Raw genomic sequence first — 14,568 nt, 5'->3', positions numbered from 1 at the left:
ATAATTAGTAATAACACATGATAGAGAGCTTTAGTTGTTCTCGTAATATAGAAAAATACAACACAAATCGTAATGAATGATATAAAAATCCCAACCCAAACAGGAAAAAAATAATATGAGATGAGGGAGGGAAGCACAATCAAAAGCATGATATAAAATACATTTTTTAATGAAAAACTAATGTTTAACGTGTAATGAAGGGCAATAATCGTGTATAGAGTCCCAATCAGCCCTAAACTATATTGGATAATATGAATCTTCCTCTCTAAAGGAAAAAGTAAATTTCCTAGAGTATCTATCAAAATATCTATTTTTCGGAATTTTATAATTTCATAATTTTGCAATTTTTATGGGATAAATATACTATCAAAATAATGATAACAAATATAAAAAGATATTCATAAGAAAACTCATAATCGTTCTATTTAACCTCATTAACGTTATTGATAATCAGTTGAAAATCAACGAGATTAGAGAGTTTATCTATATTGGAATAATAATGAAGGAAAATATAAACGATCCAAAAAAGTAGTGAAAAAGAACTATGATTATTATTTCGGAAAAGATAATTTTATATGGATGAAAGACTTGACTATATTGTTTGTATCTTAAAAAAGAACATTAGAAAAGAAACCATAGTAATTTTGATTTATTATTTTTATTTGAGGATAGTATTAATCGATAGAACAATGATAAGGGTGGTCAAATTGATTACGATGATAAAAAAAGGATTACAAACGATTTCACCCCACGAAAAAATTCAAGAAATTCATCCAGTATCCGGCGGCGATATTAATAAAGCATATTATGTGCTAACAAATCAACATGAATATTTTGTAAAGCTGAATCAACAAATGAATATCGGCTTTTTCCAATTTGAAGAGCGCGGGCTGAAAATGATTCAGGGGACCGGTACAATCAATGTACCAAATGTATTAAGTTGCTTAGAAATAGAAGGCATTCCCATGCTTTGGCTAGAGTGGATTGAAGGGAAAAAGACTTATGAAACGGATGCGCTATTAGGAGAACGTCTAGCAGCACTTCACCTTGCCGATGCAAAAGGATATGGTTTAGAAGGGGAAAGTTATATTGGAAAGTTGCCGCAACAAAATCGATTGATGGATGATTGGGTAGAATATTATCGGGACGTGCGTTTAGTTGGCCAATGGAAGCGGGGAAAAGCTTCAGGTACAATGGGACAGACACGCGAAAAAAGGCTTGTAAAACTGATGGAGAGATTAGATGAGTGGATTCCGAGAACACCAAAGTCTTGCTTATTGCATGGGGATTTGTGGGGAGGTAATTGGATGACGGGTCCGGAAGGGGTTCCGTATTTAATTGACCCTGCAATCCTATTCGGAGATCATGAAATGGAACTTGCTTTTACGGAATTATTCGGTGGTTTTTCTCGACGATTTTACGAGGCATATCAATCGGTATTCCCGCTTTCACCAGAATATGAAGAGCGCAAAGAATTGTATCAACTCTATTATTTATTAGTACATTTAAATATATTTGGGGAATCATATGGTCCATCGGTGGATCGCATATTACGCCGATATGTAGGATAAAAGCATATTATAGGGGTGTCTAGAAAGTCGTATAACTTTCCAGACACCCCCACTTGTCCAATAATCTTTTACTCTTTGCTTCTGCGGTTGTCGAGACAAGATTCCGCAATCTTCGCTGTCTCAAAATGAATTTGTTATGAATGATTTTTATGTTTTTTCATTCGATCAACAAGGAAACCGCCTTTAAAGGATTTCGGTTCATAGGAAATAATGAATGCTTTTGGCTCGATGGAGTTAACGAGTTCAAAGAGCTCTTTCTCACGATTTCGTTTTGCTAAAATCTCATATTTGTAACGTTCGCTGTCTCGTCCTTCACCAACGTAGGTTGTAACAGCAAAACCGTTGGAGCGGAGTGTATTAATTAATTCATGGTTTTTCGTTTGAGTATTGATGGTTACATACACGTAACCAATCGCTAATTTATTTTCAATTTTCGTTCCTAAAAAGATACCTAATCCAAAGCCGACTGCATATACAATCATTGCAAGAAAACTTTGATCCCCGCTGAATACGAGGGAAAGCCCAAAGACGTAAATGAGCATTTCTAACGTTCCAATCATTGCTGCTAGGAACGTTAAGTTTTTGACTAAAAAGATTGTGCGCAATGTAAGCAATGGAACATAAATCAACTGTAAAACTAAGATGAGGAGAATATTTGTCATCCTTAATCCCTTTCTTTAGCGATTGTCGCTTTTAGTATTGTACTCATAACTAGGCATTGTCTAAGATACTTATATCCATTGTAGCTAAAATGCAAAGAATTTCCTGATTGTGTCAATAATTTGAGTGAAAGTGTTTCTTCAGTGAATGATTTTAATCCGTTTCCGGTAATGCTATGCAATAATATTGATATTAACAGAAGATAAAATGTTTTGTAAGAAAAGAGTGATAATAAATGAGTAAATTTGAATGGAGAAAACATTTAAAAGAACTTTACTTGCCCGGTACACAACCAACCACTATTCATGTGCCATCGATGAAATTTTTTACGATTGATGGCAAGGGAAATCCGAACGAGAAACCATTTCAAGAGCATATCGAAATTCTTTATGCTTTATCCTATGCGATTCGAATGATGCCGAAAAAGGGGATTACGCCGGAAGGGTATTATGAATATACCGTGTTTCCATTGGAAGGGCATTGGGATTTGGATGAAGAGGGGAGAACGAAAGATTATTTGGATAAAAATCATCTCGTGTATAAATTAATGATTCGGCAACCGGATTTTGTAACGGAAGAATTGTTTCAATATGCACGGGATACGGTGAAGAAGAAAAAGCCGGATTTGGATGTCAACCAAGTTCAATTTGAAACGATTTCGGAAGGGTTATGTGTACAAGCGATGCATATCGGCAGTTTCGATGATGAATGGGAAACTTTCGAACGGATGGAACAGTATTGTGCAGAAAATAACTTAAAGCGGGCAGAAAAAACCCATAAAGAAATCTATATTTCAGATCCGAGAAAAACGGCACCGGAAAAATTAAAAACAGTGTTAAGGTTTAAAGTGGAAGAAATGAAATAGGGGTTTATCAGTTATTGTAGCTTAGGATAAAATGGTGGGTCTCCGTACAAGGATATTTTGATTACTTTCACTGGCTGATTAGCAGAATGTTAGAGGGGCATAGCAGAAAGTAAATGAAATTGCTATGCCCATTGATTTTATTTGGCATGAAAAAGAAATATTTTTATTTATTTAATGAAGTTTCCAAGGAGCCAGCCTCCATCTTCCTGCTGCTAGTCCAGTTTACTAAGAAGATTCCAGTAAATATGCAAAGACCTCCGATGGTCACATACCAATTAATCGTTTCATCTAATATTAACCATCCAGAAAGAACCCCGAAAAATGGTGCCAAGAACAAAAAGGCGCTTGTTTTGCCGGGATCGCCTTTTTGAAGCAAATAAAACCAGCCTGCAAATTGGACGATGGATGCCATAATGGCGAGCCACAATACGATAGAAATGGATGTGCCGGTTATTCGGAAGTAGGGATTTTCTAAAATCAGACTTCCAATTAACAATATGATGCCGCCAAATAACATTTGGTAGGCCGTCAATACCCATGTATTAAATTCATTTCCCCATTTTTTTATGAGCAATGTGCCAATTGCCCATGAAACTGCAGATAGAAATGCGAGGATCGACCCGATTTCAAAACTTAACTTCGCCCCAAGGGTTATGAATACTCCAATAAAACCTAATATCACACCTGTCCATTGGCGTAGGTTATACGATAATTTCATAAAAATCGTTCCAAAGATAACGACTAAAAGTGGGTTCATAAATGTTAATATGGAAGATTGCCCCGCTGAAATTGTCCTTAAGCTGAGAAAGATACATGACATAACGCCAGCTGTTTGAAAGGAACCGATGACAGCGATTTTGATCCATTGGAAAAAGGCTTTAGGATGAGGGATTCTTAATAATCGAACAGCGATGGCCATAATCACTCCTGCTAAAGAAAAACGTATGCCGACTAATAAAAGCGGTGTTGTATATGAAAGGCCAATCTTACCGATAGCAAAAGATGAACCCATTAAAAAGGTTGTTAAGATGACTAACATGCTAAAAAGCCATTTGTTCATTTTAAATCCCTCCCCATAGAGATTGATTCATCATTAAGCGATAACAGGATATAAATTTAGAAGATTATTAATATTCGATAAATTAAAATCAAGAGATAGACTATCATTACATATTCGTATTAGTCAACTAGTAGACATTGAGAAATATGAACAGAGGGGGATAAAATAGTATGGTTTCTACGTTTCTATAGATATTTGGTGAATTGTAGAGGGCAGATTAGCGAACGAAAGCAAAAATAAAAAGCGTTGCAAAAAAGAACGCCTTTAGAACACATCAGTCCAAATAAATAACCCCATCATCGACAATAGTTTATTTCAACAGAACAACACGCATGCTTTGAAGAATATAACTACCTTAATTCTTGAATCTCCTTCAGAGATAGCCCAGTGATTTTTGAAATGGATTGGATATCCATTTGTTCAGCAAGCATTTTTTTTGCAATTTCCATTTGCAGCTTTTTTGCTCCTTTTTCAAAGGCTTCATCTTCACGACGTTTTGCTTCCCGCACTTCCACCTCCTCTTCAAGTGTTTGCTTCAAGCGTTCCTCATAGACTTCCATTTCATCTTTTGACTGGCTTAACTCTTTCCAACGATTCAACGCTGCTCGAATGTGGTCATCCCTTAAAGAGATTAGATCTAACTCTTTATAAATGTCGTTATATACATTTCCATTGCGATGGTCAACGATTGCGAGCAGTAAAAGCCATCTTGCCTTTGCGTCGTTCCAAGGATCGATTTTTTTCGCTTCAAAATCCCGTATTATTTTTGGATATTCGATGAAATGCAATTCGAATACATCGGGGAGGGGAGTGCCAGTATGTTGCTCTTGCAAAAGATAAACCGCATGAAAGTTTTCGGTTTGATTGAATAATTCATAGCTTAAAAGGTTGATGAAAATAACAGGTTGCAAGTCGTTTTCACTTTGTTCTGCATAGGCTTTCGTTGCGTAATAAAGAGAGCGTTTTACAATATCGAAACGATTAAAAAAGTTAATTAATATATGCAGTTTTTTGCTGTCTTTTGTAATACCGATAAAATGGACGGGTGCTAGTATATTTTCTTCATAAAAGTAATTGGATGGAACGGTGATGCGTTGAATCTTTTGTCTCGGCTCTCGGTTCAGGATCTCATTTAAAAAAGTGAGCGTCACGTTATGATGCTGTTCCCAGCCAATCACCTTTTGGAAGGCAACATCAATTTTCAAATCCATCAATTTTTGAAGAGCTGCTTTTTTATAGTTGCTCAAACTCATCACCTCGTAGGAATCAGGAATTCTCTTACACTACTTTATCGTTTAATGATTGGTGCTATGACAGCGGTCGGCGGCAGATATAAATAAATCCAGATGTCCTTTGGTAGTTGTGTTTATCAAGGTTTACAGGATGAAACCGTAATTGGATATAAGTCGAAATGGGAATGTGAATTTCAAGCTTTCTTTGAGAGGTTTGATGTACTTTGGTGCAGTCGTTACGAAAGAACAAGTGAGGGGGTTACTTTTATTTTAATGCTACATCCATTGTAATGATATGGATGTTTCCACAGTATAAAATAAAAAAGCGTGGTTTCAACGGCCACGCTTTTTTGTAGTATTAACTTTGTTTCGCTTGAACTTTTTTCTTCCGCCAAGGTTTTAAGTACGAAATAACGAAGATGAAAATGGTTACGGTGATTTGGAAGAACACTGCAGATTGCATGACCTTATGGTTTTGAACGAAAGTTGGATTGCTGATTGCCATTTCTCTTTGCGCTTCCAACATTTCCATATTTCTCACCATTAATTCGTCAACAATAAAAATACCGACGATTGTTTGGAGGATATATAGAACAAATTTAACGCCAACCCATCGATGCTTAAAAAATCCCCAATTGGTGAAAAAACCGTAAACAAATCCGATTAATAAAGTCCCTACAGCACCCAATCGAACGATATAATCGCTAAGGATAATCATATTTTTATAGCCGAGATAGGATTCATCATATTTTGTGAAATCAATATGTAAATTTAATACAATCGAACTTAAAATGCCTCCGAAAAAGACTACTACTAGAAACACATGGATGATTTTTAACCACTTCATGCCTTTTGGGCCGATTTTTTTCATATTATTAAACCTCCGAGTTGCTTAATGGATGGATGATTATTAACACAAGAATGATTATAGTAGGAACATAATAAGCTTTTAATGAGCGGCAGGTGTATTTTTCTCTACATCTATGGTCTTACGCAAGAGTGGAGTCATGACTATATCAATCAATGAACTTATACATTCTGTTAAATAAATTCATTTTGTTGTTTACTATCTGTCCATTACATTTTCATTCCGTTTCCATTACAGTTATGGATAACAGGACAACAGCTGGACATATTTGGAGGAAGAGAATATTTAAATTAAACAATACAAGGGGTGTATAATATGGCAGTTGAACAAAAAATTCGTGAGTTACAACATTTTATAAATGGTTCGTTAGTGCCTGGAACAAGTGGTCGTTTTTCGAATGTGTACAATCCGTGCACAGGAGAAGTTATTGCACGCGTACCACTTGCGACTCGAGAAGAAGTTCGACATGCGATTGAAGTGGCGAAAAATGCTTTTCCAAAATGGAAGGCGATGTCTGGCGGAAAAAGATCTGAGATTGTGCAAAGATTCCGCCAACTGATTGCAGAAAACCAAGAAGAATTAATCGAAATTATTTGTGAGGAAAGCGGTAAGACGAAAGAAGACGCTCGTGGAGAAATTCAGCGCGGTTTAGAATCAGTAGATTTAGCGATTAATGCTCCACACATGGTAAAAGGGGAGTATTCCGTAAATGTAGGTGGCGATATTAATGCATTCTCCCGCAAAGATCCTCTTGGAGTTGTGGCAGCTATTTCACCGTTTAACTTCCCAGTTATGGTGCCGCTTGCTCAAACAAGTATGGCGGTTGCCGTAGGAAATGCCGTTATTTTAAAACCATCAGAAAAAGTGCCGATTTCTGCGCTATATATTTCAAACCTTTGGAAAGAAGCAGGATTACCAGATGGTGTATGGACGGTTATTAATGGAGATAAAGAGGCGGTAAATGAATTGCTAGAAAACGATACAGTACAAGCGATTCACTTTGTAGGTTCAACACCAATTGCAGAGTATATTTATCACACTGGAACGAAATATAATAAGCGGGTAGCGGCGCTTGGTGGCGGTAAAAACTTTATGATTGTCATGCCAGATGCGGATTTAGAAAAGGCGGCAAATGCATTTATTGGAGCGGCTTATGGTGCAGCTTCCCAGCGTTGTATGGCATTATCAGGAGTAATTCCGGTAGGGAAAGAAACGGCAGATAAACTCGTTGCCATCTTAAAAGAAAAAATCGAGAAATTAAAAGTAGGTCCATATACAGACGATAATGTAGACTTCGGTCCGGTTATTTCGAAAGAATCAAAAGAAACGATTCTTGGCTATCTTGAGCGAAGCCTAAAAGAAGGAGCAAAACTTGTAACAGATGGCAGAAATCCTGAAATCTTGAAAACTTTAAATGGTTTCTATTTAGGTCCAACTTTACTAGATGAAGTGACGCCAGATATGGAAATCTTTAAATATGAGGTATTCGGCCCTGTACGAATTGTGGTGAGAGCAGATTCTTTACAAGAAGCAATTGATATCATTAATTCCCATGAACTTGGTAATGGTGTAACAATCTTTACGAACAATGGTGCAGCTGCTCGCAAGTTCCAAGACGAAATCGAAGTAGGAATGGTTGGTGTCAACGTGCCAATCCCAATTCCAGTAGGATATCACAACTTCGCTGGTTGGAAACGTTCAAATTTCGGTACAGGTGTAATGTTCGGTCCAGATCAAGCGAACTTCTACACGAAGAGAAAAACAATTTCTGAAAAATGGCTTGATGTGGATACAGAATCAAAAGTTACATTTGCATTCCCTAGCAATGACAATACAAAATAATTCTTCATTTGGGGTAATAGGTTCTTTGCTTTCCTAAGTAAAAATATAAAAATCCCCCTTATGAGGCTGTCTAGAGAGGGTATTTCCTTTCTAGGCGGCTTTTTTTATGAGATGATGTAGGTTTTCATTGCAGAGAACAATGCGGCCTAGTTTTAAAGAATGCCGCGTCCATTAATATCGATAAATTATCTTAATATAGAGTAGATAGGTAGAAAATCCATTGTTCAATGCAGATTCATAAAAAATGAATACAATAGTGAAATATTTTATGAATGACAATTTCGAGCATTCATGGGAAAATCTTAGAGTAACCGTTTCATACTAGATCGTTATAAAAAGGGGATTAGTTATGAAAATAAGAGATTTTACGCTAACAACCGTATTTTTAGCAATCATTTTATTATTTGCGCTTACACCCATTGGATTTATTCATTTAGGTGTGATTAAAGCTACAATTATTCATATTCCAATCATTATTGCTTCTATTATTTTAGGACCAAGAATTGGGGCTTTTCTCGGACTTGCCTTTGGAATTTCAAGTGTTATTACGAATACAATTGCACCAACCTTATTATCTTTCGCTTTTTCACCAGCAATCCCTGTGTTAGGGACAAGCCAAGGCAGTTTATGGGCGCTATTTATTGCCATTGTGCCAAGGGTGATAGTCGGTATTCTTCCATATTTTCTTTATAAGTTCCTTCAAAAAGTTTTGGCAAAGATGAAATCCAATCTGAAAGTGTCTTTATTTTTAACGGGACTATTGACTACGGTTTTACATACGTTTTTGATTATGGGGTCTATTGCTTTAGTGTTCCATGACGCTTATGCGCAAGCAATGAAAGTGGATAGCGTGCTTGGCGTTATAGCTGCCGTGTTAACGGTGTTTTTCACCAATGGCATTGCCGAAGCCACGCTGGCAGCAGTAGCTACAGCAGTGGTGGTGCCGCCGTTGCTAAAAATCGCGAAGAAATAAGAACGAAAATATTCGGTATTACATGCTACTAAAATTCCGCCGGTTTAATAAATTTGCAGCTAACAAAAGACAGTAGAAAGAGAGCCATCTAGAAAGTTGGGGTTTTTCTAGATGGCCAATTCTTGATTGATTGTTTTCTTTATGGAATTTTTCATTGGCGGTAAAGTTGCTGGATTTGGCAATTCTCAGCTACTTAGACGATGCTTTAAAAAGAAAAAGAGCAAATCAGAAACCCTTTGCTCTCTTCATTTTCTCTTTTTCATATAATAGACACCAGCCCCAATCATCCCAATGACAATCAATGCGATAAACAGCTTATTCGTCAAAATGTTCATGGGATGAAAAGGGGCTTTCTCCATATAAACGGCCTTTACCCAATGTCCGTCATGTTCTACTGCAATGGCTGTTGAAGTGGGAATGCCTTTTATTTCAAAATATTTCGTTCCCTTTTTAAAAAAGTTTGAAGCATCTCCATAATATTCACCTGTCATATCATCCGCTTCAACTTTTACTTTTCCTATAAATTTTCCAATATCCCATTCCTCCACTTTTTCCTCAAGCATTACTTCGTAAATTTTTCCATCCCAAACAACAAAAGGGTATGCCCAATTTAAAGCATGAACAGAAGAAGCGATAAAAAATATAAAGAATAATGTTAAAACCGCAGCTTTTCTCATAACTCATCTCCAATTATGAAATGAAATTACTGGAAGACTGATAGAAAAATAGCATTCCCCAATGGAGAATGCTAATGGTATCTTTATTGATTTTTCGAAGCTGATGAATATTTTGATAAATAGTGATCGTGAAGGGAAAGTAAAGTTTGCAACAATACGTTGGCACCTTTATAACAATCTTCGTAGTAAGTTAACTCTTCTTCACAGTGGCTGCGTCCACCTACACTCGGTACAAAAATCATCGCTGTTGGAACAATGCTTGCAATAAACTGCGCATCGTGGCCAGCCCCGCTGTACATTCTTCTAGTAGAATATCCTAATGATTTGCTTACGGATTCAATTGTATTTACAATCGTTTCATCAAATGGAACTGTATCACGGCCCCAAAGCTTCTCAAAGCTAACGGTACATCCATTCGACTCGGTAGGGAGTGAGTGAATGATTGTTTCCACTTGTTTAATGACGTTCGGATCTTTATGGCGAGATTCCAGCGTAAATTTCACTAGATTTGGCACCACTGTATGAATGTTTGGATGCACATTGACTCGCCCCATTGTATACACGAGTTCTTCATCAAGTTTTCCGAGTTCTTGTTTTAAATGCGTAATTAAATCAGCCGCTAAGAAGAGGGCATCCTTTCGATGTTTCATTGGGAAAGTACCGGCATGGTTGGATTCACCTTTCACTGTAATTTCGTAGCACACCATTCCAACGACGCCTTCAACCACTCCAATTTCTTTCTGTTCGGACTCAAGGACAGGACCTTGTTCAATATGAAGTTCGATAAAGGCTGTTCCTTCTTTCAAACGGTTTTGCTCATCACCTTTAAATCCGCTATTTTCGAGAGCTTCTCCAAAAGTGATGCCGTTTTTATCTGTGGATTTTAGCATTTTTTCTTTATCAAATTTCCCTGTCAGTACGCCAGAACTCATCATCGCTGGGTCAAAGCGGGCGCCCTCTTCATTCGTGAAGTTCACAAGTGTAATTGGAAATTCTAGTTCTATGTTTAAATCTTTCAAAGTGCGAACGACTTCTAACGGTGTCACCACTCCTAAAACTCCATCGAAACGACCGCCTTTTTCAACAGAATCTAGATGCGAACCCATAAGGATAGGAGGAAGATCCTTTTTACCTGGCAGTGTGGCATAAATGTTGGCCATGTCATCAATTTTTATGGACATTCCTAACTCTTCACAGCATTTAATAAAATATTTTCGTGCTTCAATATCTTCTTTAGAGAGGGATAGGCGCGTTACACCATTATTTTTCGTTTTCCCAATCTCTGCAAAAGCTTCAATCGTTTCACGAAGTCGATTTGCATTACAAACTTTCATATTCCATTCCTCCAATCATATTATTTTGTGATAGATGTTTCCTCTAGTTGTGCAGGGCTTTGTTGCAATACCGCTTCTTCCTCTTTTTCCTTCACCAAACTTTTCGTTAGCAAACTCACGCAAATGGCAACAATGAAGTTCAGGATTAGAGCAAGCATGCCTGTACTAATGTCGTTAATAAATGTTGGAACGTTAGGGAAGAAGGTTGCAATCTTAGCTCCTGTTAAACTCATGTAGAAAATCACTGCAACCGCAGCTAAGATCCCTGCAATAACCCCGTACTTATTCAACAATGGTTTCTTTGAGAAGCTAAACAACAGTCCAGGTGCTAATTGCGTAATAATCGCATACGATAAAATGTTTAACATCGCTAGAGCATCACTACCATTTACAGCGAAGTAAAGGGCGATGATGACGATAACAACGATAAGTATTTTGGATAGGAGCAATTGCTTTCGTTCGCTAGCATTTGGATTAATGACACGGTAAATTCCTGTTGTAAGACCAATGGAAGCGGAATTTAACATAACGGAAGCAGGGACTAACGCTGTTAATAATCCAGCTGCACCAACGACTCCAATTACCCAAGGGTCAAAAGTTTGAATGGATAAACGCAATAACGACAAATCTCCTTCAGAACCTTGCAATCCAGGTATTTGCACAATTGCCGCAAAGCCGATGAAAAAGGCGAACAATAATAACAATGTATAGAGTGGCAATGTAATCGCATTCTTCCGTAATGCTTTTTCACTGTTAGCCGTTAACGCGACAGAGAACGAGTTTGGAAGCAAATAAAAGCCGAGTGCGTTTAATAATACAGTTGAAATAAACCAAGAAATACTAAAACCGGAATCTGCAAGTGTTAATTTTTCTGGCTGTGTAGCTTGTACAGCTTCAAACAATGGTCGGATTCCACCGAAGTAATGATAAGGGATATATAGCCCTAAGAAGATAATCACGGCTAGAATCATTATATCTTTCACAACGGCTGTCCAAGCAGAACCGTGCATACCTGAAATAATGACGTACGTTGTTACAATAACCGCTCCAATTGTACTTGCGATAGCAGGGGAGATTGCGCCATAAGATGCCTCTGATACAATAATCCCTAAACCTTTTAATTGAATCATAATATAAGGAACGAGAGCGGCTGTTCCGAGAATCGCAACGATAATCCCTAAAGCTGTACTTTTATAAAAGGATGCAAAATAGCTTGGCTGAGAAATAATGTGATGATCTTTTGAATATCGCCAAACTTTTGGAATGAGCCAATAGGATAACACGTACGCCAAGCAAATATAAGCAGGGACATAAAAGGCTGCTGCACCATTAGAATATGCCCAACCACTACCTCCTAAGAACGTAAATGTTGTATAAACTTCCCCAGCAATTAACAAGAACACAAATAGCGTTCCGAAACCTTTATTACCGACAGCAAATTCATCTAAATTAATATCTTTCCCGCGAGATGAACGAATCCCTAAATACAAAGCGAATAGGGCAAAGGCAAAAATAATGATTAATGAAGTATTCATTCAGCTTCACCTTCCTTATTATCTGGATCAAATCGATAAATAATGGCCATGATGACTGATGAAAGAATCATCCAAAACACAATCCAAAATAATAAAAAAGGCAAGCCAAATACATAAGGTTCAATGCGATTCACCATTGGGAGACAGACAATCATCCCAATAAAAGGAATAATCAGCAACAATTTAATGTACTTCATAGAATCCTACCTCCTTTGAATCCTTTCTCTGATAAAGAATGTTTCCATCAATCATTGTTAAATCCACTTGTAAATCTTTAATGTGATGAGGATGAATATTCAAAATGCTATCATTTAGCACAACGAGATCAGCAAGTTTTCCTGGTTCGATGCTACCTTTTATGTGCTCTTCAAAGGAGGCATAAGCACCGTTGTAAGTATACATTCTGATTGCTTCTAAAACGTTGATGGATTGATTTTCTCCAATCGGCGTCCCTTCGCTCGTTTTACGATTCACTGCTGTATGAATTCCAATTAAAGGATTGTAGTCTGTAACAGGGGAGTCTGAACCAGCTGCTGCCAGAATGCCTTGATCAATGAAATCTCGAGCGGGGTACATGTAACGAACTCGCTCTCCGTAATTGTGGATATACGATTCACCAAACTCATAATGGAATGGCGGATTTGGAACAGGAATCAAGCCTAGTTCCTTTATTCGCTTTTGCAAATCTGGAGTCGAAATGCCAGCATGTTCAATACGATGGCGATGATCTTTTCGCGGGTGTTCTTTCAATGCTCGCTCAACAACATTCAAATACATTTCAATTGCCTTATCTCCTTGAGCATGTACGGTAATTTGATACCCCAGTTTATGAGCATGTCCTAAAATGTTATAAATCTCTTCTTCAGAGTAATAGAGAATGCCATGATTTGCTGGATCACTTGTATATCCTTCACGCGTTGCAATGGTTGGGCCAGTGCTGCTACCATCCAAAAATAATTTAACGGGTCCTAATTTGAACCATTCATTGCCTGTCCCAGTGAGCGTTCCAGAGGCTATGATTTTCTTTAGAAAGTCTTTTGAATCAACTAATGAACCTAATAATGCATATATTCGTAATTGCAACAAGCCTTGTTGACTCGCAATTTGGAGTGCTCGAAAACTATCCGCATTAAACGCTCCAGCTTCACCAACACTTGTTATGCCAGCTGCTAAAAAATCCCGATTGGCAATTTCAATCGCTTTTAACAACTCTTCTTCCGTATAGCTGGCAACTTGATTCATTTCCATATTTGCTGCTTCAATAAGTCGACCAGTAAAATGGCCGTTTTGATCTTTTTCAATGATACCTCCTTGAGGATTAGGTGTGTGTTGATCAATATTTGCAAGTTTCAATGCTTTGCTATTGACAACGGAAATGTGGCCACATGTTCTAGTAATGATAATAGGGTGTTCTGTTGAGATGGCATCTAATTCCTCCAGTGTAGGGTAGCGCTGTTCTGTTACTTTTCTTTCATTAAATCCCCATGCTCGAATCCATCTTCCGGGGGGAGTGCTTTTCGCCTTTTCTGATAAGGCATGAAGAATGGCTTCTAAGGAGTCCATTCCAGATTCTTTGCAATTGATGGCTAGTTGATTTACTCCATATAAAACAAGATGTAAATGGGCATCATTAAACCCTGGAAGAAGAGATCTTCCATTTAAACGAATCCGTTTTGTATTTGGACCTATCAAGTGTTGGAGAGAATTGTATTCACCTGTTGCAAGAATTTTTCTTCCTTTTACACAAACACAATCAACGACTGAATCAAACCGATCTACTGTGATTACTTCTCCATCATAAAATACATAATCTGCAAAAAACATACATTCACCCCTTATACAAAAAATACCTATACACCTAGAAAGGGATTAGTGTATAGGTATAATAAATTTAACATTTATAAAATTCAGAAAAATATAGACACTTTGTTAAATACTTTCAAGTATGATT

General features: G+C 37.3%; 13 protein-coding genes. 4 read left to right on the top strand and 9 right to left on the bottom strand.

Features of this window, described 5'->3' with window-relative positions; all coding sequences use genetic code 11:
- The first annotated feature begins 716 nt into the window (after positions 1-716).
- Positions 717-1,571 (top strand): fructosamine kinase family protein, encoded by an 855-nt coding sequence (locus NST00_RS01400; protein ID WP_083839537.1) that lies wholly within the window; start codon positions 717-719, stop codon positions 1,569-1,571.
- Positions 1,572-1,705: 134 nt separating this feature from the next.
- Here NST00_RS01400 and NST00_RS01395 read toward each other — a convergent pair whose 3' ends face one another.
- Positions 1,706-2,233, bottom strand: coding sequence for a DUF2179 domain-containing protein (locus NST00_RS01395; protein ID WP_016838790.1), 528 nt, complete (start codon positions 2,231-2,233; stop codon positions 1,706-1,708).
- Between the two features lie 233 nt (positions 2,234-2,466).
- Between NST00_RS01395 and NST00_RS01390 the strand changes: the two genes are divergently transcribed.
- Positions 2,467-3,096, top strand: a complete 630-nt coding sequence (locus tag NST00_RS01390; RefSeq protein ID WP_016838791.1) for a GyrI-like domain-containing protein — start codon at positions 2,467-2,469, stop codon at positions 3,094-3,096.
- 163 nt (positions 3,097-3,259) lie between these two features.
- Here the strand turns inward: NST00_RS01390 and NST00_RS01385 are convergent, their stop codons facing one another.
- From NST00_RS01385 to NST00_RS01375, 3 genes are all read right to left on the bottom strand, one after another.
- On the bottom strand, positions 3,260-4,156 hold the full coding sequence (locus tag NST00_RS01385; protein ID WP_016838792.1) for a DMT family transporter: 897 nt from the start codon (positions 4,154-4,156) through the stop codon (positions 3,260-3,262).
- Positions 4,157-4,506: 350 nt separating this feature from the next.
- Complete coding sequence (locus NST00_RS01380) at positions 4,507-5,403, bottom strand: Rpn family recombination-promoting nuclease/putative transposase (protein WP_016838793.1); 897 nt, start codon at positions 5,401-5,403, stop codon at positions 4,507-4,509.
- Positions 5,404-5,746: 343 nt separating this feature from the next.
- Complete coding sequence (locus NST00_RS01375; protein WP_016838795.1) at positions 5,747-6,259, bottom strand: DUF2269 family protein; 513 nt, start codon at positions 6,257-6,259, stop codon at positions 5,747-5,749.
- 312 nt (positions 6,260-6,571) lie between these two features.
- Here NST00_RS01375 and NST00_RS01370 point away from each other — a divergent pair, with 312 nt between their 5' ends.
- Together NST00_RS01370 and NST00_RS01365 are read left to right on the top strand one after the other, a co-directional pair.
- The gene (locus NST00_RS01370) at positions 6,572-8,098 is read left to right on the top strand and encodes a CoA-acylating methylmalonate-semialdehyde dehydrogenase (RefSeq protein WP_016838796.1); all 1,527 of its coding nucleotides are present in this window, start codon (positions 6,572-6,574) and stop codon (positions 8,096-8,098) included.
- Positions 8,099-8,447: 349 nt separating this feature from the next.
- A complete protein-coding gene (locus NST00_RS01365; RefSeq protein WP_016838797.1) occupies positions 8,448-9,071 on the top strand; it encodes an ECF transporter S component in 624 nt (207 codons plus the stop codon).
- Positions 9,072-9,316: 245 nt separating this feature from the next.
- Here NST00_RS01365 and NST00_RS01360 read toward each other — a convergent pair whose 3' ends face one another.
- The 5 genes from NST00_RS01360 to NST00_RS01340 all read right to left on the bottom strand — a co-directional run bounded on the left by NST00_RS01360 (position 9,317) and on the right by NST00_RS01340 (position 14,441).
- On the bottom strand, positions 9,317-9,748 hold the full coding sequence (locus NST00_RS01360) for a hypothetical protein (RefSeq protein WP_340709532.1): 432 nt from the start codon (positions 9,746-9,748) through the stop codon (positions 9,317-9,319).
- An 83-nt stretch (positions 9,749-9,831) separates the two neighbouring features.
- Positions 9,832-11,082 carry a Zn-dependent hydrolase gene (locus tag NST00_RS01355; protein WP_016838799.1) on the bottom strand — a complete coding sequence of 417 codons (1,251 nt, stop codon included), beginning with the start codon at positions 11,080-11,082 and terminating at the stop codon, positions 9,832-9,834.
- A 20-nt stretch (positions 11,083-11,102) separates the two neighbouring features.
- A complete protein-coding gene (locus NST00_RS01350; RefSeq protein WP_016838800.1) occupies positions 11,103-12,617 on the bottom strand; it encodes a sodium:solute symporter family protein in 1,515 nt (504 codons plus the stop codon).
- The gene (locus NST00_RS01345; RefSeq protein WP_016838801.1) at positions 12,614-12,814 is read right to left on the bottom strand and encodes a DUF3311 domain-containing protein; all 201 of its coding nucleotides are present in this window, start codon (positions 12,812-12,814) and stop codon (positions 12,614-12,616) included. Before NST00_RS01345 ends, NST00_RS01350 begins: the two co-directional genes overlap by 4 nt.
- On the bottom strand, positions 12,801-14,441 hold the full coding sequence (locus tag NST00_RS01340) for an amidohydrolase (RefSeq protein ID WP_016838802.1): 1,641 nt from the start codon (positions 14,439-14,441) through the stop codon (positions 12,801-12,803). Before NST00_RS01340 ends, NST00_RS01345 begins: the two co-directional genes overlap by 14 nt.
- Positions 14,442-14,568: the final 127 nt, after the last annotated feature.

The sequence above is a fragment of the Ureibacillus sp. FSL K6-0165 genome, from assembly GCF_038004285.1.
GTDB lineage: Bacteria > Bacillota > Bacilli > Bacillales_A > Planococcaceae > Ureibacillus > Ureibacillus thermosphaericus.
This window is presented reverse-complemented; position numbering and strand designations above follow the sequence as displayed.

Bases quoted from the DNA above. Each gene is read 5' to 3' on its own strand.
- NST00_RS01400 (WP_083839537.1), top strand. From the start codon at position 717: ATGATAAAAAAAGGATTACAAACGATTTCACCCCACGAAAAAATTCAA.
- NST00_RS01390 (WP_016838791.1), top strand. From the start codon at position 2,467: ATGAGTAAATTTGAATGGAGAAAACATTTAAAAGAACTTTACTTGCCC.
- NST00_RS01370 (WP_016838796.1), top strand. From the start codon at position 6,572: ATGGCAGTTGAACAAAAAATTCGTGAGTTACAACATTTTATAAATGGT.
- NST00_RS01350 (WP_016838800.1), bottom strand. From the start codon at position 12,617: ATGAATACTTCATTAATCATTATTTTTGCCTTTGCCCTATTCGCTTTG.
- NST00_RS01395 (WP_016838790.1), bottom strand. From the start codon at position 2,233: ATGACAAATATTCTCCTCATCTTAGTTTTACAGTTGATTTATGTTCCA.
- NST00_RS01340 (WP_016838802.1), bottom strand. From the start codon at position 14,441: ATGTTTTTTGCAGATTATGTATTTTATGATGGAGAAGTAATCACAGTA.
- NST00_RS01345 (WP_016838801.1), bottom strand. From the start codon at position 12,814: ATGAAGTACATTAAATTGTTGCTGATTATTCCTTTTATTGGGATGATT.
- NST00_RS01385 (WP_016838792.1), bottom strand. From the start codon at position 4,156: ATGAACAAATGGCTTTTTAGCATGTTAGTCATCTTAACAACCTTTTTA.
- NST00_RS01365 (WP_016838797.1), top strand. From the start codon at position 8,448: ATGAAAATAAGAGATTTTACGCTAACAACCGTATTTTTAGCAATCATT.
- NST00_RS01355 (WP_016838799.1), bottom strand. From the start codon at position 11,082: ATGAAAGTTTGTAATGCAAATCGACTTCGTGAAACGATTGAAGCTTTT.
- NST00_RS01375 (WP_016838795.1), bottom strand. From the start codon at position 6,259: ATGAAAAAAATCGGCCCAAAAGGCATGAAGTGGTTAAAAATCATCCAT.
- NST00_RS01360 (WP_340709532.1), bottom strand. From the start codon at position 9,748: ATGAGAAAAGCTGCGGTTTTAACATTATTCTTTATATTTTTTATCGCT.